At 47.2% G+C, this 18663-nt stretch carries 19 protein-coding genes and 1 tRNA gene; 9 read left to right on the top strand and 11 right to left on the bottom strand.

The features are described from left to right. Nucleotides 1-6 precede the first annotated feature (6 nt). Both mraY and ACMUEV_RS16560 read right to left on the bottom strand, forming a co-directional pair. Complete coding sequence (mraY, locus tag ACMUEV_RS16555) at nucleotides 7-1098, bottom strand: phospho-N-acetylmuramoyl-pentapeptide-transferase (RefSeq protein WP_190653703.1); 1092 nt, start codon at nucleotides 1096-1098, stop codon at nucleotides 7-9. A gap of 83 nt (nucleotides 1099-1181) precedes the next feature. After that, nucleotides 1182-1421: a DUF3134 domain-containing protein gene (locus ACMUEV_RS16560; RefSeq protein ID WP_017287998.1), complete on the bottom strand. Its 240-nt coding sequence runs from the start codon at nucleotides 1419-1421 to the stop codon at nucleotides 1182-1184. Between the two features lie 295 nt (nucleotides 1422-1716). Here ACMUEV_RS16560 and ACMUEV_RS16565 point away from each other — a divergent pair, with 295 nt between their 5' ends. The 3 genes from ACMUEV_RS16565 to ACMUEV_RS16575 all read left to right on the top strand — a co-directional run bounded on the left by ACMUEV_RS16565 (nucleotide 1717) and on the right by ACMUEV_RS16575 (nucleotide 4162). Beyond that, entirely contained in the window at nucleotides 1717-2301 is a 585-nt protein-coding gene (locus ACMUEV_RS16565) for a PAP/fibrillin family protein (RefSeq protein WP_190653702.1), read from the top strand. Then, nucleotides 2301-3071 (top strand): PD-(D/E)XK nuclease family protein, encoded by a 771-nt coding sequence (locus ACMUEV_RS16570; protein ID WP_190653701.1) that lies wholly within the window; start codon nucleotides 2301-2303, stop codon nucleotides 3069-3071. The genes ACMUEV_RS16565 and ACMUEV_RS16570 overlap by 1 nt, the downstream gene beginning before the upstream one ends. Before the next feature lie 146 nt (nucleotides 3072-3217). Beyond that, nucleotides 3218-4162: a CHAD domain-containing protein gene (locus tag ACMUEV_RS16575; RefSeq protein ID WP_199329756.1), complete on the top strand. Its 945-nt coding sequence runs from the start codon at nucleotides 3218-3220 to the stop codon at nucleotides 4160-4162. On the opposite strand, the gene ACMUEV_RS16580 is transcribed toward ACMUEV_RS16575, so the two are convergent. The 8 genes from ACMUEV_RS16580 to ACMUEV_RS16615 all read right to left on the bottom strand — a co-directional run bounded on the left by ACMUEV_RS16580 (nucleotide 4159) and on the right by ACMUEV_RS16615 (nucleotide 9933). Then, nucleotides 4159-4953 carry an ABC transporter permease gene (locus ACMUEV_RS16580; RefSeq protein ID WP_017287994.1) on the bottom strand — a complete coding sequence of 265 codons (795 nt, stop codon included), beginning with the start codon at nucleotides 4951-4953 and terminating at the stop codon, nucleotides 4159-4161. The genes ACMUEV_RS16575 and ACMUEV_RS16580 overlap by 4 nt on opposite strands. Continuing rightward, complete coding sequence (locus tag ACMUEV_RS16585) at nucleotides 4937-5821, bottom strand: ABC transporter permease (RefSeq protein ID WP_190653700.1); 885 nt, start codon at nucleotides 5819-5821, stop codon at nucleotides 4937-4939. Before ACMUEV_RS16585 ends, ACMUEV_RS16580 begins: the two co-directional genes overlap by 17 nt. Nucleotides 5822-5833: 12 nt before the next feature. Then, the gene (locus ACMUEV_RS16590) at nucleotides 5834-6934 is read right to left on the bottom strand and encodes an ABC transporter substrate-binding protein (protein ID WP_190653699.1); all 1101 of its coding nucleotides are present in this window, start codon (nucleotides 6932-6934) and stop codon (nucleotides 5834-5836) included. Between the two features lie 10 nt (nucleotides 6935-6944). Next, the gene (locus ACMUEV_RS16595) at nucleotides 6945-8069 is read right to left on the bottom strand and encodes an ABC transporter ATP-binding protein (protein WP_415354607.1); all 1125 of its coding nucleotides are present in this window, start codon (nucleotides 8067-8069) and stop codon (nucleotides 6945-6947) included. A 236-nt stretch (nucleotides 8070-8305) separates the two neighbouring features. Continuing rightward, complete coding sequence (locus ACMUEV_RS16600) at nucleotides 8306-8911, bottom strand: DUF3318 domain-containing protein (RefSeq protein WP_017287990.1); 606 nt, start codon at nucleotides 8909-8911, stop codon at nucleotides 8306-8308. Between the two features lie 63 nt (nucleotides 8912-8974). Continuing rightward, nucleotides 8975-9103, bottom strand: coding sequence for a hypothetical protein (locus ACMUEV_RS16605; RefSeq protein ID WP_017287989.1), 129 nt, complete (start codon nucleotides 9101-9103; stop codon nucleotides 8975-8977). Between the two features lie 158 nt (nucleotides 9104-9261). Then, the gene (psaJ, locus tag ACMUEV_RS16610; protein WP_071596157.1) at nucleotides 9262-9387 is read right to left on the bottom strand and encodes a photosystem I reaction center subunit IX; all 126 of its coding nucleotides are present in this window, start codon (nucleotides 9385-9387) and stop codon (nucleotides 9262-9264) included. Nucleotides 9388-9420: 33 nt separating this feature from the next. Further along, the gene (locus tag ACMUEV_RS16615) at nucleotides 9421-9933 is read right to left on the bottom strand and encodes a Photosystem I reaction center subunit III (protein WP_190653698.1); all 513 of its coding nucleotides are present in this window, start codon (nucleotides 9931-9933) and stop codon (nucleotides 9421-9423) included. Between the two features lie 170 nt (nucleotides 9934-10103). Here ACMUEV_RS16615 and tsaD point away from each other — a divergent pair, with 170 nt between their 5' ends. After that, nucleotides 10104-11144: a tRNA (adenosine(37)-N6)-threonylcarbamoyltransferase complex transferase subunit TsaD gene (gene tsaD / locus ACMUEV_RS16620; protein WP_190653697.1), complete on the top strand. Its 1041-nt coding sequence runs from the start codon at nucleotides 10104-10106 to the stop codon at nucleotides 11142-11144. Here the strand turns inward: tsaD and ACMUEV_RS16625 are convergent. Further along, complete coding sequence (locus ACMUEV_RS16625) at nucleotides 11141-11716, bottom strand: hypothetical protein (protein WP_190653696.1); 576 nt, start codon at nucleotides 11714-11716, stop codon at nucleotides 11141-11143. The two genes, tsaD and ACMUEV_RS16625, sit on opposite strands and share 4 nt — an antisense overlap. A gap of 179 nt (nucleotides 11717-11895) precedes the next feature. On the opposite strand from ACMUEV_RS16625, the gene ACMUEV_RS16630 reads away from it, so the two are divergent. The 5 genes from ACMUEV_RS16630 (at nucleotide 11896) to ACMUEV_RS16650 (ending at nucleotide 18630) form a co-directional block, all read left to right on the top strand. Further along, nucleotides 11896-11969 (top strand) — tRNA-Asp (locus ACMUEV_RS16630). A 196-nt stretch (nucleotides 11970-12165) separates the two neighbouring features. Continuing rightward, nucleotides 12166-13377, top strand: a complete 1212-nt coding sequence (locus ACMUEV_RS16635; protein WP_199329755.1) for a response regulator — start codon at nucleotides 12166-12168, stop codon at nucleotides 13375-13377. Between the two features lie 40 nt (nucleotides 13378-13417). Continuing rightward, entirely contained in the window at nucleotides 13418-13783 is a 366-nt protein-coding gene (locus ACMUEV_RS16640) for a response regulator transcription factor (protein ID WP_017287965.1), read from the top strand. A gap of 13 nt (nucleotides 13784-13796) precedes the next feature. Further along, entirely contained in the window at nucleotides 13797-14357 is a 561-nt protein-coding gene (locus ACMUEV_RS16645; protein WP_190653695.1) for a chemotaxis protein CheW, read from the top strand. A 37-nt stretch (nucleotides 14358-14394) separates the two neighbouring features. Beyond that, the gene (locus ACMUEV_RS16650) at nucleotides 14395-18630 is read left to right on the top strand and encodes a GAF domain-containing protein (protein ID WP_242044917.1); all 4236 of its coding nucleotides are present in this window, start codon (nucleotides 14395-14397) and stop codon (nucleotides 18628-18630) included. Nucleotides 18631-18663 lie beyond the last annotated feature (33 nt).

An 18663-nucleotide genomic window follows, 5' to 3' on the forward strand; every position in this document is an offset into this window, starting at 1 on the left:
GAGAAATTAGTGAATTGCAAGACTGAATCCAGCCAGGACAGCCGCGATCGTATAAAACCAACCGACAACCTGTGTTTCTGTCCAGCCCGTCAATTCCAAATGGTTATGGAATGGAGACATCCTGAACAAACGCTTGCCGATGCCATTTGCATCTTTTGTGGCTTTGTAATACGTCACTTGAGCAATGACAGAGAGAGTTTCTAAGAAGAACAAGCCGCTCAGAATCAACAACGCGAACAGGGAATTCGTTAGTAATCCAACTGCCGCTAATGCGCCACCTAACGCCAGCGATCCAGTGTCTCCCATGAAGACTTTTGCCGGATTGCGATTGTGAACCAGGAAGCCGAGGCAACCTCCACTTAGGGACGCACAGAAGATACCTAAATCAGCATGCTCAGGTGCGATCAAAGCACCCAATCCCAACAGCGAGATCGCGACTGTTCCACCTGCCAATCCATCCATTCCATCAGTCAGATTCGTCGCATTGCTTTCTGCAACTAAAACGAAACAAGCCAACGCCCAAAAGAGCGATCCCAACGGCAGCACTAGACCCAACGGCAATGCGATCGAAGTGACGCTCGGATTTGTCAGGGCTAACCAGAGACAAAACGCAACTGCAAAGAAGATTTGCAGTCCCATTTTCATCCGCGGAGAAATGCCTTTGTTGGACTTGCGGCGAATGATTTGCCAATCGTCGAGAAAGCCGATCGCAGCGTACGCCATGGTCAATGCTGAAACGGCAATTACATTGCCCGAAAAATTAGACAAAATTAAACCCAGTGCAACCGCGATGGGAACAAAGAAGGCTCCTCCCATCGTCGGGGTTCCTGCCTTCTTCAAATGCGATTGTGGGCCATCTTCGCGAATAATCTGTCCAGCTTTCAGTGCCTTGAGGAAAGGCACAGCCCAAAAGCCGATCCCTGCCGTTGCCAGTCCACTCATCCACATGGGGAACGTCAGTGATGTATTCTGGCTCCAAACTCGTCCACTAAAATGATCCAGCGAGATTGCTGCGATCGTCATGCCAATCGTGAGTAGAAGAAATAGCTTCGTACCCGAAAAATTTAAGGCTCTTCCTGTAAAAAGTTTTGCGTCCACAGGTTTCTCAATTCACTCCGCACATTTCACCACTTAATTATCAAATCAGGCACAAGATTCAGAAGAATCTCGCGCCTCATCGTCTAATCTTCTAAATCTAAATCATCATCGTCATCGTCTGTGTCAAAGGCACTGCTGCCTTCGCCATCCATCAGTTCATTGATCTCTTCTTCATCGTCTAGATAGTCGAAATCTGCATTGTCGCGTGCCAGAAGTCGTCCTGTGCTTTCTAACCAGTCGAGGATCGATGATTCCTGCTGCATCGGGATCACAGCGGCACGTTGGGTTCGAGGTTCTTGACGTAGAGAGGGGTTGTAAATCATTGAGCGGTTGTAACTCCAACAGTAGAGAGCTTCTACTTTATCTTAGATCGACCGAAACACCCAGAGTGTAACACTTACGGGTATAGCTGGCACATTGAATTTGCTTTTGCTTTCGCAAATTAGCAATATACGGTTTAGATTCAATGCATTTTCTACGTTTTTCTGAAATTGTCAAGTAAATAATTTCGGAATTTCGGATTTTTTGGATCAAGACTGAATTTAAGAAACTTTTTGAATCTGAAGCAGAGCCGTGGAGAACGATTACGATTAATTCTGTTTACGCTAGGAGCGCATCATGATCGGGAAAGCTGCTTTACTCGAAGCGATCGCGGGAACGAATCGCGGCATTCTCGCCTCAGAGTCCGAAAAACAGGCAATTTTAGCGGCGATCGCTCAACTCGAAGATCGCAATCCTACCCCTCGCCCACTTGAAGCAATTCACTTACTTGATGGTAATTGGCGGTTAATTTACACGACCAGTCGCGGCATTTTGGGGATTGATCAATTTCCGCTGCTCAAATTGGGGCAGGTTTATCAGTGTATTCACGCTCCCGAAGCGAAACTCTATAATATTGCGGAAGTTTCGGGCGTGCCGTTTTTAGAAGGAATCGTGGCTGTGGTTGCTCGCTTTCGTCGGATGACGGATCGCCGAGTCGATGTGAAATTTGAGCGATCGTTCATTGGTCTGCAACGCTTAATCGATTACCAATCTCCCAGTTACTTTATTCAACAGCTAGAATCCGAGAAGAAGTTTGCCGCGATCGATTTTCAGATCAAAGACCGGGATCAACAAGGATGGCTGGATGTGACTTATCTTGATGAGGATTTGCGGATTGGGCGCGGCAATGAAGGCAGTGTGTTTGTTTTAACGAAGAACTAATGCGAATCTCTCAAGGACATTTGAATTTACTTGAATTGTGTCCGCGCAAATTTCAGCACACTTATATAGAGCAGTTGGGATCAGCAAATTCACCCGAGCAACAGGAGCGACTTGCAGCGGGAAGTCGATTTCATGCGCTGATGCAACAGTGGGAAATGGATTTACCGATCGAGCCTTTTCTGCAAGAAGATCCGCAACTTCGTCAATGGTTTCACGCTTTTACGGGTGCTGCTCCAACAATTCTTCAGATTGAGCGTCCTAGCTTTCGGGAGAGTGAGCATCTTCGGACGCTCGAATTCAATGGGCATTTATTGACTGTGGTCTATGATTTGCTACTTTTAACAGATTCAGCAGCGCAAATTTTAGATTGGAAGACTTATCCAAAACCAGCGCGAAAGGACTTATCACAAAACTGGCAGTCTCGCCTGTATCCATTCGTTTTAGCGGAGACGAGTGAATACGCACCAGAGCAGATTTCGATGACGTATTGGTTTTTCCAAGCGCAGGGAGCCGCTGAATCTCCTCAGAGCTTGAGATTCGCTTACAGTACGCAACAGCATAAGGAAACGCGGCAAAGCTTGCAGCAATTGTTAGCCCAGTTGGATGAATGGCTCGATCGCTATGAGACCAAAAATCAGCCTTTCCCGCAAATTCCACAAACCGAAGAATGTAGCGGATGTAGTTTTGCGGTGCGATGTCAGCGATCGACAGAAGCAGTCAATGCGGAAGTGTTCTTAAACTTGGCAGAGATCCAAGAGATTCCTTTATGAAAGAAGCTGAAATTTAGGATTCCGAAATATCTCTAAAACACCACTGAATGCGTCAGAACCGCAATCATTAACTTAAGTGAGATGTTTCTATTCTGGGAGTGACAGAGACTCAGAATAGAGGTGTATTCCCTTGATAAAAACTCGCCATGAATCTCCATATCCCACTGCAATCAGAAACGCTGAGTCACTTTGCTTATCGTGCGATCGAGAAACATTTCCGTAAAGCGATGAAGCACGAAGAAGAAGTTTTAGCGGATCAAGATCCAGAGGCACTGCATCAAATGCGAGTCGGACTGCGGCGACTGAGAACCGCAATTCAGGTTTTTGGATTTGTAGCAGATCTGCCAAAAGCCGCGAGTGAAGCAAAAATCCGTAAGTTTGCTCAAATTTTAGGTGCAGTGCGAGATGCAGATGTGTTGCAGCTTGAATTGAAGTCGCCCACTTTGCCAGAATCAGAGCAGAAAGAATTAAAACGGGCGTTGAAGAAACTCCAGAAGCAGAGATCGCGAGATTTCAAAAAACTGCAAAAGGCGTTGAAATCGCATGAATACAAGGCATTTCGGAAAGAAATGGAGAATTGGTTAGCGTTGCCACATTATCGGGTGATCGGACAACTCCCAATTCAATCCGTCTTACCCGATGTCTTGATGCCTCTGATTCATGGCGTTCTGCTGCATCCCGCTTGGCTGATTGGACGAGAAGAATCTGGCAGATTTGCCCCGATTACAGCCGAATCGATTCGAGAACAATTGCAGCAGAACGCATCGCTCCACGATTTACGGAAGCAAATGAAACGGGTGCGCTATCAAACTGAGCTATTCACCGAGTTCTACGGAGAGGCTTACAAGGCTCAAGTTGAAAATTTCAAAGCGATTCAAGAGAGTTTGGGAGAGATTCAAGATAGCGTTGTGATGCAGGAGTTCTTAGAGAGCAGCTTGAAGCAAGCGATCGAGAAAACTTGTCCGATTTTTGCCGATCGCCTGCAAGAGAAAATCATCAACGCTTGGCAGCAATGGCGATCGCAACAAGAAAAATATCTCGACCCTTCATTCCGAATACAGCTTCGGCGGACTGTACTAGAAACGACCTAAGTGAATCGCTTCTTCTCACCCTGGTAGCGAATCCCTTCAGCCAGTAGAGCGAGTCCACCTGAAATCACCAGCAAAACGACGCTCAATGCATTCATATCCGGTCTTACACTGGTTCGGATTCGGCTGAAGATCTCCATCGGCAAAGTTGTAATCCCTCCACCTGCGGTAAAGCTTGCGATGAGAAAATCATCCATGCTCAACACGAAAGCCAGGAGACAGCCCGAGACGATCGCGGGCATTAACTGCGGCAGCAATACCATCACCAATGACTGCATCGGAGTTGCACCCAAATCTAACGCTGCTTCCTCCAGATGCGGGTCAAGATTGACGAGTCGTGTTGAAACGACTAATGCGATGTAAGCCAGGCAGAAAACGACATGGGCAGCCACAATTGTCCAAAGGCTCAGGGGTACTGCAATGACTGCTAAAAATACAAGGGTTGCAACTGCGATCGCGATATCAGGAATAATCAACGGCAAATAAGCTGCACCTTGAAATAACTTTTTGCCAAAGAACTGATATTTTGCAAGCCCGATCGCTAGTAAGGTTCCAATGACAGCTGCGATCGCAGTTGCCAAACTTGCAACTAACAAACTATCTCGAAGCGCTGAAAGAATTCGACTATCTTGGAAAAATTTGATGTACCAAGATAATGTAAATCCAGTCCACTGAGCACTGTTTGGAGCTTGATTAAAGCTGTAGAACGCGAGCACTGATAGCGGTAAATACATAAAGCCAAACATCAGCAAGGTAAACCCTGCTGAGATGCGATTTCTAAATTGACTTTGCATTCTGATCTCCGTATTTAATGAGCAGTGCGATCGCAATACTGACGATTAAAATCAGCATCATGCTCAAAGCTGAGCCATATCCCCAATTCTGCGTTGCACCTAGGAATTGGTCATAAACGACACGCGCCGCAGTTCGGCTCGATGTTCCGCCTAATAGCTCTGGATTGATAAAGTCTCCTAGCGCCGTGATGAATACCAGCAAACCTCCAGCAATAATGCCCGGAAAGCATTGGGGGACAGTCACTTTCCAGAACGCTTGTTGAGGGGTTGCGCCTAAGTCTGCGGCGGCTTCTAACAATCGTCGATCGAGCTTTTCTAACGAGGCATAGAGAATCAGAACCATGTAAGGCAATAAACCATAGGTCATGCCGATCAGGACTGCGATCGGTTGATTTAATAAATCTAAGGTCGGTAAACCGAGACTCATCAGAAAGCTATTGAGTACGCCAGTTCGACGCAGAATGCTAATCCAGGCATACGATCGCAACAGCGAAGATGTCCAAAGTGGCAATGTAAAGCCCATTAAGATGAGATTTTGCCAGCGTTTGGGAGAAGTGAGAGCAATCCAATAGGCGACGGGAAAGCCGAGGACAAGACAAGCGATCGTCGTTCCCGATGCGAAGAGGAACGATCGCCAAAGAGCAGGGAAACTCTCAGGCTGAAAAATTCGCAAGTAATTCTCCAATCCTGATGGATTCACGACATCGCCCGGTTTGATGTTGGGAACAAGGCTCAATTGGAAAATAATCAGGGTCGGAACAATCAACAGCAACAATAGCCAAAGTCCCGCAGGCGAGAGCATCAAGACTGGCTGCAACCAGCGAGGAGCGCTAGAGGTAGAGGATTCAGAAATCGAGGGCGCTTTCATAGTTTAATATCCTCAGCTACTCGTGAGTTTCGTCCAATATCGTTCGTAGGCTTCTAGCGTTTCCCGCTCTACGGGTGCGATCGATTCGGATTTATTCAACAACTCCATCGCGGGGAACAAGCTAGAATTTGACCGAATCGCTTCAGGGAGTTGAGCAATGCCAGCTTGATTGGTCGTTGCAAAGGATAACCGTTCTGTCATTTTGGCGGCGACTTCAGGCTGAAGCATAAACTCTAACCAAGCGTAAGCTCCATCAGGGTTGGGAGCCGTTTTGGGAATCACCATCGTATCTGTCCAGAGAGAAGTGCCACTGCTCGGGATGACATATTTCAACTTTGGATTGTCTTTCATTGCCAGTGCCGCATCTGAGGAGTAAGCCATCGCGATCGACAAATCTCCAGCAATTAATTGATCCCGCCAGGCATCGGTTGTGAAAGTCGCGATTGCAGGTTTCAATTCTTGTAGCCGATCGTATGCTTTTTTCAATTCGGCCGGGTTGGTGGAATTGTAGGAGAATCCAAGCGATCGTAACGTTGCTCCTAACACTTCCCGCACATCATTCATCAAGGTCATGCGTCGCATCAACTTCTCTTTGTTCTCCCACAGATAGTTCCAATCTTTGGGTGCATCCTTGATTTTTTCACTGTTATAGATCAATCCGGTCGTTCCCCAACTCATCGGCACACTGTAACGATTGCCGGGGTCATGCAGGGAGGTTTGAAAACGCGGAATCAGATGACGGAGGCTTTCTAACCGTAAGTGATCAAGCTGGCTCAAATAGCCGAGCTTACTCATCTGAGTCACTTTATAGTCCGATGGATAAATGACGCTATAGATTTTTGCTTTTCCGGCTTGGAAAGCTGCCAACATCGTCTCGTTAGAATCAAACACATCAAACTTAACTTTGATCCCTGTCTTGGCTTGAAATGCATCGACGAGTTCTTGATCAATGTAATTCGACCAAGTGTAGATATTGAGTTCATCGGAAGACTGCACGATCGCCTGATCAGTCTGAACTTTTGCTAATGTCCAACCACAACTTGACAGCGCAAACCCTGAAACTCCTGCGGCTGCAGTTTTGATGAATCGGCGACGAGAGGCACAATACGACATAACTGCCTCCTTACAACTCAGATAACGCTAAACTGTCGGCTGCATCCCAAGACACATAGAGTGGAGCGTCTGCGTTTGGAAGTTTAGGTGATTTTGGCTGACGCACAATCACCCGATCGCCAGAGTTCATGACTATCACGCAATAGACATGAGTTCCCAGATACATCACATCTTGCAATCTGCCTTCAAAGCAGTTTGCTGCTGCTTGAGGAGCTAGACTAATCTGGATTTTTTCAGGACGTACGCTCACCGTGACCCAGCCAGAAGTCAGGGATTTCGAGGCGGTATCCTGCTGAACGGTCATTTTGATGCCCGTCTCGGTTCTAATCCAAAGCGTCTCAGGATGTGCGCCTTCAATCTTGCCGCGAAATAGATTCGTATCCCCGATGAAATCTGCAACAAATGAAGTGCGTGGACGATCGTAAATTTGCTCAGGCGTTCCCACTTGCTCAACTTTCCCCAAGTTCATCACGGCAATGCGATCGGATAATGACAACGCTTCTTCCTGATCATGCGTCACCATCACAAAGGTCATGCCTAATTCTCGATGTAACGTTGCGAGTTCAACCTGCATCTCTTTGCGTAACTTCAAATCTAATGCGCCTAGCGGTTCATCGAGCAGCAGAACGGCGGGGCGATTGACTAAAGCACGGGCAACGGCGACTCGTTGTTGTTGTCCACCGGAGAGCTGCGCTGGAAATCGATTGGCAAGCGCTTCGAGCTTGACTAATTTCAACGCATCTCGAACTCGATCTTGAACTTCTGATCGCGAACATTTCTGAATTTTCAGCCCAAATGCAATATTTTCTGCGACGGTCATATGACCGAACAGGGCGTAGCTCTGAAAGACTGTATTGGCAGGACGTCTGTACGGTGGGACATTCGACATCGAGCGATCGCGGATCAAAATCTCGCCCGAGGTCGGATGCTCAAATCCCGCAATCATCCGCAGCGTCGTCGTTTTACCACAACCAGACGGCCCTAAGATACTAAAAAACTCGCCGCGCCGAATACCCAAATCAATACTGCGAACCGCAGGTTCACCGTGATAAACTTTGGTGACGTTTCGCAACTCGACATCTAAGCTGACATCAATGCTGCGAGAGGGTGGAGTTTGGGTTGCCATGTGAGACATAAAATATGCTGCCCTGCGATCGTGGGTCACTGACGGCGCGATTGTCCGTCATTTCCGCAACAAACCCATAGTATCCAGAAACTTTGAATTCGGAGCAGTCCGTGAATTCATGCCTTCAATCATGAAGTCTTTATTTCCAGTGGGGTCGTATTGCTAAAGTTCCCTGCCCCGATCTCAAATTCCTAAGTGATTTCCCGGAGTTCACCGCAATTTAACTCTCCCCGTCATTGGGTAGATCATTCGCTTCTCAACTCGTCAGGAATGCCAACGGGAGAAAGTCCCCCAATGGCTCTCAAACCTTGACATCGCAGTAATTCCACAAAACTCAACATGCGCCCTTCATTTTGGGCGACAGCTTCGATCGCACTCAACAAAGCCCGTGCCGCTTCAGTTTCTGTATAGCCTCGTCGTTGAGCAATTTTCAGCGCTTGTTCATCCGCTTCGAGTTCCATCCGCGAGCTGCGGTTATTCCGCCAAATTTGAAAGAGTGCGATCGCGCTTAATCCACTTGCCGCTGCAACTCCCACAAAATCCTGCTGAGCAAGTTCAACCCCCAATCCGATCGCGCCTAATGCGGTCAGTCCTAACATTGGGGTCGGTTGAAACCATTTAATATTGCTACTCCAACTGACCGTTCGCAAGATCAGGAGATCACGCTGAGATCGCGACAACCGACTCCAAAGGTCGAAATTAATATAAACCGGGCGATCCCTGCCCCAGGGTAACGGTGCAGGAGTATCAATGAACGATCGCTGATCTGGCTTACTGACCAACTTGACAAACATCCGACCCGATGCGGGCATCACGTCTAACAATCGTCTAATCTCAAGCTCAGGATTCATAACGGCAGGCAATACGCGACACGCCTCAAAGTATAAGCGAATCAGCGTATTGCCTGTAAGTTTCTAATGCATCAAATACAGCAGATCAGGCGAAACCCAGTTAATCAAAATAAATAAAGTCAAAAAGAAGCTAACAGTTGCAATCCCTAGAATTGAGGAAAGCGAGAGAAATCTGAGAAAACCAGAAGACATAAGCGGCTCCAATATATTAAGGACGCTTACACCTTAAAAAAATTGCGACTACGAATCATCAACCCAATGAAGACCCATCACTCTACTAATGGATAGATTTCAACAAAAATGCGCGATCACAGAAGTCGATCGCGCATTCAAAAAAGTTCCAAATCCGCTTATCTCGGATGAGACAGCAAATCAGGGAAGAACCGATTAAATTCAATCAAAAGACCCGCTGTAAAAGTCAACCATAATGCAGTCGCTACAGGAGCCGATGAAAGATATCTTAGAAGACCAGACATGGATGAACCTCCAAAATGTGAATCAGAATTGTCTTATTTCTTCTTCACCATTGCAGGGAAGAAAGACTCAGCGCCCGACGGAATCATATCGTTACGTGCAGTCAATTCGCCACTCAGAAACTCTTTCACTGCCAACAAAGGCCATAAAGCTGCTCCCAACATGCAGGAGATCGCCAAAGGCACGTTGATGATGATTTCGTTTTCTTCAGGCTTATCTGTCTTCTTGACCGCTTGCAGATAAGAGCGACCTGCCCAACCGATCCATCCTGTAATCAGCAAGAACAGAATGCCAGGAATGGTGAATTCGCCAGCATGTGCCAGGTTGCCATCCGCGATCAAGTGAGGTAGACCATCATCCTTGCCGCATAGCAAATCGGAATACTGCTCAAAACGACGCTGCGCACTGGCGCTAGTCGAATCTTTCATTCGTTGAACGAACACAGGATTGTCGCCACACCGAGTCAAATTGTAGGCGTGAGCAGGCTGAGGGTTGGCAAAGCCCAATCCTAGGAAAAGAACGAGAACTAGAGCAAACAATCGTTGCATGGAATTGTTTCCCTTTATTTACGAATTACAAAGAAAAGTTGTGTCAAAAACGAAGTTGATTTTTCCACAAATGGGGGTGAATCCAACAGAGCGCTAAACTAGGAAATCAGCTTAGCTCACTCTAATTCGAGCGACTGCTAAAGTCACCTACTCCCAAAACCTACCAGCAAATGGCAACGGTCTTAGCAATTGAAACAAGTTGTGACGAAACTGCGGTGGCAATCGTAAAAAATCGTCACATTCTCAGCAGCATTGTGTCGTCTCAAATCGCGATTCACCAGAAATACGGCGGGGTTGTTCCTGAAGTTGCTTCACGGCAACATGTGGAAATTGTCAATTTAGCGATCGCTCAAGCCCTGGAAGCATCCGGTTTAACCTGGTCAGAAATCGATGCGATCGCAGGCACTTGTACGCCCGGACTCGTCGGCGCACTTTTAGTCGGATTGACGGCTGCAAAAACTTTAGCGATCGTTCATCAAAAACCTTTTATCGGTGTACATCACCTAGAAGGACATATTTACGCCTCCTACCTCAGCGATCCCCATCTCGAACCGCCGTTTCTCTGTCTCCTCGTCTCAGGTGGACATACCAGCCTCATCTACGTCAAGGACTGCGGGAAATATGAAGTTTTAGGACAGACTCGGGACGATGCCGCAGGTGAAGCGTTCGATAAAGTGGCTCGCTTATTGAATCTGGGCTATCCAGGCGGCCCAGTTATTGATCGGTTGGCGGCAGAGGGCAATCCGCGCGCTTTTGCCCTACCTGAAGGTCAGATCTCTTTACCTGAAGGTGGCGTTCATCCTTATGATTCAAGTTTTAGCGGCTTAAAGACAGCGGTTTTGCGGCTGACTCAAAAATTGCAGGCAACTGGTGAACCGATCCCCATTGCCGATCTCGCGGCTAGTTTTCAAGCAACCGTGGTACGAGCCTTGACGAAACGAGCGATCGCCTGCGCTAAAAATTACGGACTAAACACAATTGCAGTCGGCGGGGGTGTTGCAGCCAATCGAGGATTGAGAGCAGAACTTCAAGCGGCGGCTGAACCGCATCAGATTAAAGTTTTATTTCCGCCGATGAAATTCTGTACAGATAACGCTGCCATGATTGGATGTGCCGCAGCGGAGCATTTTGATCGGGGGCATACATCAGACTTTGCGATCGCCGCCCAGTCCCGTTTGCCCTTATCTGAGGTCATGACCCTCTACTCTTAATTTTCAATCACCAGCTCCCACTCCCCTGCCTGAGCACTCCAATCTGGTCGCTCAGTCTCTCCAACGACAAACGGGCCCCAATACCGTTGTGAGCCATCCTGAGCGAAGGCAACCACAACATCTCCCCGTTTTAGTTGAATCGATCGCTGTGGCAACGACACCAACAATCCGCTTTGGCTGCCTTCTTGCGGCGCAAAATCCCAGTGTGCCGGAGGTGCAAAACCGCTCTGAGGTGAACCTGATTTCAGATTTGCCTCTTTCGGTTGCCGTGAGAGCAGCGCGACTCGGATCGGGTAATCTGAGCGATTCCGAATTCTGAGATTGCCTTGCTTTGCAGCAATTGCTGTCGCATTAGGCTTTTCAATTTTTACAGGTGCAACTGGCTCAACTGAGGGAGATTCAGTCGTTTTGATCATCGGTACAGCATTCGGCGCAGCAGGCGCGATCGAAATCTCGATCGCAAACAATTTCATCAGACCCGCGCCTACGATCCCGATCAAAACGATCACGGCCAAACCAACTCGCAGTGCAACTTTTCCAGTCGGACGAGATCCCGATTTTATTTCTTTCATCACCTGTGCCTAGCTCGTGTCAATCTTCCTACTTCAGTAATAACAAGGGAATTTGGGATCGGGGCAGAAATTTTTATTGAGACTGAAGCAGCACGTCAAAAAAATCTTTGTAATTTGTTTGACAAATTCCCTAAAACATTGCAATATAGAAATCGCGCCACACAAAAAAGCGCAAATTTGGGACTGTAGTTCAATTGGTTAGAGCACCGCCCTGTCACGGCGGAAGTTGCGGGTTCGAGCCCCGTCAGTCCCGTAGATAAATTCAATAAACTTTCTAGCGAGCCGGGCTTTCCCCTTGATTTCACTGGGTTGTCCTGCAAGCATTATTTTGGGTTGTGGAACGAATCTATTACTAAATGAATAGTAAAGATTGATTGCAGTCTGGGAAGAATAACTTTAGAAAAACTTGGGTAACTCGATAAGGACCCAAATCTAAGGAACTTCAGGAAATGTTAGTGGACGATTCCTCAACCGATTCTCCTAGTGGTCTATTAGGTCTCCGTAGTCGGATGCATTTCAGTGGACGACTGGACGTTTCGACCCATGGACAGCAATGGAGCTTATATCTTTATATGGGTCGGCTGATTTGGGCAACGGGTGGTCCTCATCCTCGCCGTCGCTGGCATCGCTATTTAACTCAGCACTGTCCACACCTTAGTCCCAATGCGATCGCGCTTCCTCCCCTGGATGAAAATTCATGCCAGGATTACGAGGCTTTGGTCGCTTTAGTCAAACGTCAGCAAATTGGTCCTGAACATGCGGTTGCGGTGATTCGTAGCATTGTGACCGATGTCTTATTCGATATTATTCAACAGGAAGAAACTAAGCCTGTTACCTTCCGCTCTAATCCCTCAGCAATGTTAGAGGCATCGTTAGCGCTTTTAAATGCTGAACAACTCCTTGCGGAGGTTCAACAGCAATGGAACACTTGGCGATCGCTTGGACTTGCCGATCATTCTCCAAATCTTGCCCCAGTTTTACGCAATCCTGAACAACTTCCAGAGCATACGCCTGAGAAGGTTTACAAAATGCTGGTATCGCTCGTTGATGGTCGGCGAACTCTACGGGATTTAGCAATGCTGATGAAGCAAGACCTGATCCAGATGACACGCGTTCTCGTTCCCCTGTATCGGAAAGGACTGATTGGTTTAACGAAAATTCCTGACTTGACCCCGCCAGGTGCCGCCCGAACAACCAGCCCTCCACTCTCTGGCACATCTAAGCCACTGATTTCCAGCGCACCTGTGTCTGGAATTGTCTCTTCTCTACCCTTAACAGAGTCAAATCATGCACCAGTTGTAGCTTGTATTGATGATAGTCTTCGCGAATGTCAAATTATGGAACGCATTCTGACCGAAGCGGGCTATCAGTTTGTCGGCATTCAAGACTCTGTACAGGCACTACCGACCCTCATTGAGAAAAAGCCAGGGCTAATTTTTCTCGATCTAGTTATGCCGATCGCGAACGGCTACGAAATTTGTGCCCAAATTCGTCGAGTTTCGACCTTCAACGATGTTCCGATTGTTATTTTGACGAGCAACGACGGCATCATAGATCGAGTTCGTGCAAAATTCGTGGGTTCATCAGGGTTTCTCGCAAAGCCAGTAGATGCCGATCGCGTGTTAGCGATCGCGCGAAAGATGCTACCGATTCTTGACTAAATCATTAAAAGCTTCTCATCTCAGTAACCCGGAGGAACATATGAAAACCGTACTCATCGTGGAAGATAGCATCACTGAGATGCAACTTCTCACAGGCTATCTGCAGAAAGCTGGGCTGACAGTCGTCAGTGCAACTAGTGGAGAAGAAGCCCAAACGAAACTCTCGACCCAAACGCCTGACCTGATTGTATTAGACGTAATTTTGCCAGGTCAGAGTGGTTTTGAACTCTGTCGAGAATTGAAAGCTGACCCCAAAACCAGCCAGATTCCAGTTGTCCTTTGCTCTACCAAAGGCACAGATGTCGATATGATGTGGGGCAACTTGCTCGGTGCAAATGCATATTTGCCAAAACCCGTTGATCAGACAGAACTCCTCAACACGGTTCGCCAGTTGATGGTGAATTAGGCTCGGAGGAACTATGACCAAATTGTCTGAGTTCACGCGAACTCCAATTGCAACGGCTTCACTGACTAGTTTGGCATCTCTTCTCAGTCCGCCTGCTGGCACTGAACCGATGCAGAAATTTCTGCGATTTCGCCTGGATCGAACTCAATCGATGCTCCTTGCAGTGGAGGGTATTGCAGCTGTTCAGACCCTTGCGATCGCAGATATTCTGCCTGTGCCCCAGATGAATGCTTGTATTTTAGGCATGTCAAATTGGCGCGGAGATTCCCTCTGGCTTGTTGATCTCGCACAACAACTGGGAGTTCAAACTCGCTTGAATCGGATGCAAAAGCTCACCGCCTTAAGCACGATCGTGGTGCAAATTAATGACAACACTCTCGGTCTTGTTATTCCAGAGATTTACGAAATTGAGGAATACAACCCCAAAATGTTGCTCAATCCTCCTGCTGATCTTCAGACGAACCCATTTTTTCCATTTATAAGAGGATATTTTAAGCATGATCGCAGCCTGGTTTTAGATGCGGCGGCGGTTGTACAAGATCCGTCTTTACAATTGCATCATTTCAATTCTTGATAAATTTTCTTTTTCTATTGCCTCCAGGAGCTTCCCTATGTCCGCATCGCGTCGTACTGAACCCACGCTTGATATGTCTTCTATGATGTCTTCAGAACCCACTCTTGAGGAATTTACTGCTTTCCTTTCAGAAACTCCCGTTGAGATATCAAGCAACGGTGCGGATTTATCGATCGAGGTTTCCGAATCTCCAGGCTACTCCAATGGTAATGGGGTCAGTCGTTCAGAACCTGAAGATGCAGGGCGAGACATTCAGCAAGTTGTGACTGCTTTGACAGGTCTAAAATCAGAACTCAAACGGGCTGGACTTCTGGACAAGCCGAATGTCCAAAATCTATTCCGTCAAGTTGCTGAATTTGCTGCGACTCAACCCAAAAAAACGAACCAGCAAGGTGCATCGCGTGAGCTTCGGTATCAGCGGAAGCAATTAAACGCAATCTCTGCTCAAATGCGCCAAATGCCTGACTTAGATGCTTTGCTCAAAGGTTTTGTCAAAGTCGCGCGCGAAACCTTGCAAGTCGATCGAGCCATCATCTATCGCTTTGGTGCACAAGAAGGCGGTTCGATCGTGGCAGAATCGGTTCAGCGTGGATGGACCCCAGCACTTGGGGAAGCGCCGGCGTTAACTTGCTTTTGCTTTGATCAGCCTGAAGATTATGTCAAGAATCAAGTCGTCGTCATCGAAGATATCACGCGCGTCGATTTGATGCCTTATCAACATCAGCTTCTGGATCAGCTTCAAGTTAAAGCGAGCTTAAGCTTACCGATTCGTGTTGCTGGTGAGGCTTGGGGATTGCTCGTGGTTCATCAATGTTCTCGAGCGCGCCTCTGGCAAGAAGTTGAAATTAACTTACTGTATCAACTTTGCCTAGAATTGACGATCAATCTTCAGCAGTCTGACTTTGCATTAAGGCTGGCTCAGCAAGGTGAAACTGAAAAAGCCGTTTTCAAAGTTATCGATCGGATTCGTCGATCGTTGGATTTAGATGTTGTTTTCCGTACAACCACCCAAGAAATTCGGCAATTGCTAAAAGCTGATCGAGTGAGTATTTATCGTTTTGCAGAAGATTGGAGTGGTGAATTTGTTGCAGAGTCCGCTGCACCAGGATGGACTTCACTGCTCCAAGAGCAAATTGATAATCCTGCTTTGAAAGAGAATGTTAGCGATTGTAGTTTGAGAACGCTAGGAAAGCTGACAGATACTTATCTGCAACAAAATCAAGGCGGAAGATTGGCGAAAGGCGTCAATTTTAGAGCCGTAACTGACATTCATCAAGCCGGATTTTCGCCTTGCTATATTGAGATGCTGGAGCGATATCAAGCAAGAGCATACGTGATTATTCCGATTGTACAGAATCAGAAACTTTGGGGATTGCTTGCCGCTTATCAAAACTCAGCTCCACGGGAGTGGCAAGAAGCAGAAGTCGCTCTGATGATGCAGATCGGGACTCAGTTAGAAGTTGCAATTCAGCAAACTGAGAACTTACATCAATTGAAATCCCGTACAGCGCAACTCGCAAAAGTGACTGAACGTGAAAGAGCAGGCGCACGCGTGATCGAAAAGATCCGTACTTCATTGGATCTCAATACTATCTTCAGAACTGCGACCCAAGAAGTTCGACAGTTACTCGGTACAGATCGAGTAGCAGTGTACCGTTTTGAGCAAGATTGGAGCGGCGAGTTTATTGCTGAATCTGTGACAACGGGCTGGCGTTCATTGATGGAAGACCAACTCAGCGATCCAGGTTTTCAAGAGAATGGGAGTGATTGTACGATCAGATCGATGGGCACATCTGCGAAATCGGTTGATACGTATCTTGAACAGACTCAAGGTGGAGCCTATACGAGAGGAGCAACCTTTAGAGCCGTTGAGGACATCTATAAAGCAGACTTTTCTCCCTGCTATCTGAGTGTGCTGGAGCGGTTTCAGGCAAGAGCTTATATTACTGTGCCAATCCTGCAAGGAGATAAGCTTTGGGGATTGCTTGCAGCTTATCAAAACTCTGGGGCGCGGCGATGGGAAGAGTCAGAAATTTCTTTGATGGTTCAGATTGGAACCCAGCTTGGGGTTGCAATCCAACAAGCTGAATATCTGGAGAAAGTTGAGACTCAAGCGGAGCAACTTAAAAAATCGGCGGCACGGGAACGGAACTTTATTCGCGTGATTGATCAGGTGAATAAATCGGTACTCGAACGGATTCGTCAGTTTGAAAGTACTGAAACGATTCTTGGGCAGACGGTTCAGCAGATTCGTCAGTTCTTGCAAGCCGATCGCATTGCAATCTACCGCTTTAATCAAGATTGGGGTGGTGAATTTGTTTCAGAGTCAGTTGCTCCAGGTTGGGTGCGCCTAGTTAAGGCAGATGTCAAAACTGCTTGGGACGATACTCATCTACAAGAGACCCAAGGAGGGCGGTACCGCAACAATGAAAGCGTTGTTGTGAACGATATTTATCAAGCTGGATATCTGCCTTGCCACATTGAAGTTTTGGAGCAGTTTCAAGTCAAAGCTTATACGATTGTTCCAATTTTTTCGGGGCAGAAGCTTTGGGGATTGTTGGGCGCTTATCAAAACTCGGCTCCGCGTCAGTGGGAAGAGTCGGAAGTGAATCTTCTTGCTCAGCTTGGGGCGCAGTTAGGTCTTGCAATTCAGCAGGCTGACTATGTTTCTCAGATTCAGCGACAAGCCGAGCGAGAGAAAGTCCTGGCAAAAGTAAGTGATCGAATTCGCCAATCGATCGACTTTGTGCGCCAATCTGCTGACATCAGTTCAGTTTTCCAAGTGATCACGCAAGATATTCGGCAACTTCTGAAAGTCGATCGGGCTGCCATTTATCGGTTCAATCCAGACTGGAGTGGCGACTTCATTTATGAATCGATTAATAGTGGATGGGGTAAGCTGGTTGGCACTGAAATTGGTACCAATGTCAAAGATACTTATCTGCGGGAAACCCAGGGTGGACGATATCGCAATCGAGAAAGCTTAGCGATCGATGATATTTACAATGCAGGTCATGACCCTTGTCACGTTGAGCTTCTAGAACAGTTTGAGGCGAAAGCTTATGCGCTTGTTCCTGTCTTTAAGCACCAAGAGCTTTGGGGAATTTTGGCAGTCTACCAAAATGGAAGTACCCGTCACTGGGAAGAAGCAGAGGTTGTATTGCTGAATCAGATTGCAGGACAATTGGGTGTTGCCCTAGAACAAGTGGATTCACTTGAACAGTTAAGAACACAGTCCGAGCAGCTTGCTCAAGCGGCTCAACGTGAGAAAACTGCGAAAGAACAATTGCAAATGCAGGTGATTCAACTGTTGGGTGCAATTAAACCTGTATTCTCGGGAGATTTAACCATCCGGGTTCCAGTCGTAGAAAATGAAGTTGGAACGATCGCAGATGCCTACAACAATACAATTCAAAGTTTGCGGAAGATTGTAACTCAAGTCCAAGCGACATCGACCAAAGTTGCAAGTACTTCTAAGAATAGTAGTGGTGCGATCGCAAAGCTGACACAACAAGCAGAAGAGCAGTTGCAGGAAGTCACTCGGGCTTTGGATCAGCTCCAAGCAATGGTCAGTTCAACTCAAGCAGTTGCGACAAATGCGCGTCAAGTTGAAACTGCACTTCAGCAGGCGAATCAAACGGTTCGATCTGGAGATGCTGCTATGAACCGGACGGTCGATGGAATCTTGGCGATTCGGGAAACGGTTGCAGAGACCAGTCAGAAGATTAAACGCTTAAGTGAATCTTCTCAGAAGATCTCTAAGGTCGTTAGCTTGATTGGAAGCTTTACAACACAGACGCAACTTCTAGCGCTGAATGCTTCGATCGAGGCAACGCGTGCGGGAGAGTATGGACGTGGCTTTACAGTCGTTGCGGATGAAGTGCGATCGCTCGCGAGACAATCGGCAGACGCGACGCGTGAAATTGAGAAACTTGCACAAGAGATTCAATCGGAAACGAATGCTGTTGCGGCAGCCATGGATACAGGAATTCAACAGGTTGTCAGTGGAACAGGGCTGGTGAATGAAACTCGTCAGCAGTTGACTGAGATTATCAATGCAACCGCGCAGATTAGCCAACTGGTACAAGGAATTACCCAGGCAACGCTAGCACAGACGCAGCAGTCGAAACTCGTGACTCAATCGATGACAGACGTGGCAACACTAGCAAGTAAGAACTCTGCTCAGTCGAGTCAAATCTCTGCATCTTTCCAAGAGCTACTCAATACAGCTCAACAACTGCAAACGAGTGTTGGACAATTCAAAGTCAGCTAGGAAATATGAGGTGGGAGGTTTGAGCCAAATCCG

Source organism: Leptolyngbya sp. FACHB-1624 (assembly GCF_047649235.1).
In the GTDB taxonomy this organism is placed as follows: Bacteria; Cyanobacteriota; Cyanobacteriia; order Leptolyngbyales; family Leptolyngbyaceae; genus Leptolyngbya; species Leptolyngbya boryana.

Coding starts and splice junctions, on each gene's coding strand:
- ACMUEV_RS16560 (WP_017287998.1), bottom strand. CDS start 1,421: ATGATTTACAACCCCTCTCTACGTCAAGAACCTCGAACCCAACGTGCC.
- ACMUEV_RS16565 (WP_190653702.1), top strand. CDS start 1,717: ATGATCGGGAAAGCTGCTTTACTCGAAGCGATCGCGGGAACGAATCGC.
- ACMUEV_RS16570 (WP_190653701.1), top strand. CDS start 2,301: ATGCGAATCTCTCAAGGACATTTGAATTTACTTGAATTGTGTCCGCGC.
- ACMUEV_RS16575 (WP_199329756.1), top strand. CDS start 3,218: ATGAATCTCCATATCCCACTGCAATCAGAAACGCTGAGTCACTTTGCT.
- ACMUEV_RS16580 (WP_017287994.1), bottom strand. CDS start 4,953: ATGCAAAGTCAATTTAGAAATCGCATCTCAGCAGGGTTTACCTTGCTG.
- ACMUEV_RS16585 (WP_190653700.1), bottom strand. CDS start 5,821: ATGAAAGCGCCCTCGATTTCTGAATCCTCTACCTCTAGCGCTCCTCGC.
- ACMUEV_RS16590 (WP_190653699.1), bottom strand. CDS start 6,934: ATGTCGTATTGTGCCTCTCGTCGCCGATTCATCAAAACTGCAGCCGCA.
- ACMUEV_RS16595 (WP_415354607.1), bottom strand. CDS start 8,069: ATGTCTCACATGGCAACCCAAACTCCACCCTCTCGCAGCATTGATGTC.
- ACMUEV_RS16600 (WP_017287990.1), bottom strand. CDS start 8,911: ATGAATCCTGAGCTTGAGATTAGACGATTGTTAGACGTGATGCCCGCA.
- ACMUEV_RS16605 (WP_017287989.1), bottom strand. CDS start 9,103: ATGTCTTCTGGTTTTCTCAGATTTCTCTCGCTTTCCTCAATTCTAGGG.
- psaJ (WP_071596157.1), bottom strand. CDS start 9,387: ATGTCTGGTCTTCTAAGATATCTTTCATCGGCTCCTGTAGCGACTGCA.
- ACMUEV_RS16615 (WP_190653698.1), bottom strand. CDS start 9,933: ATGCAACGATTGTTTGCTCTAGTTCTCGTTCTTTTCCTAGGATTGGGC.
- tsaD (WP_190653697.1), top strand. CDS start 10,104: ATGGCAACGGTCTTAGCAATTGAAACAAGTTGTGACGAAACTGCGGTG.
- ACMUEV_RS16625 (WP_190653696.1), bottom strand. CDS start 11,716: ATGAAAGAAATAAAATCGGGATCTCGTCCGACTGGAAAAGTTGCACTG.
- ACMUEV_RS16635 (WP_199329755.1), top strand. CDS start 12,166: ATGTTAGTGGACGATTCCTCAACCGATTCTCCTAGTGGTCTATTAGGT.
- ACMUEV_RS16640 (WP_017287965.1), top strand. CDS start 13,418: ATGAAAACCGTACTCATCGTGGAAGATAGCATCACTGAGATGCAACTT.
- ACMUEV_RS16645 (WP_190653695.1), top strand. CDS start 13,797: ATGACCAAATTGTCTGAGTTCACGCGAACTCCAATTGCAACGGCTTCA.
- ACMUEV_RS16650 (WP_242044917.1), top strand. CDS start 14,395: ATGTCCGCATCGCGTCGTACTGAACCCACGCTTGATATGTCTTCTATG.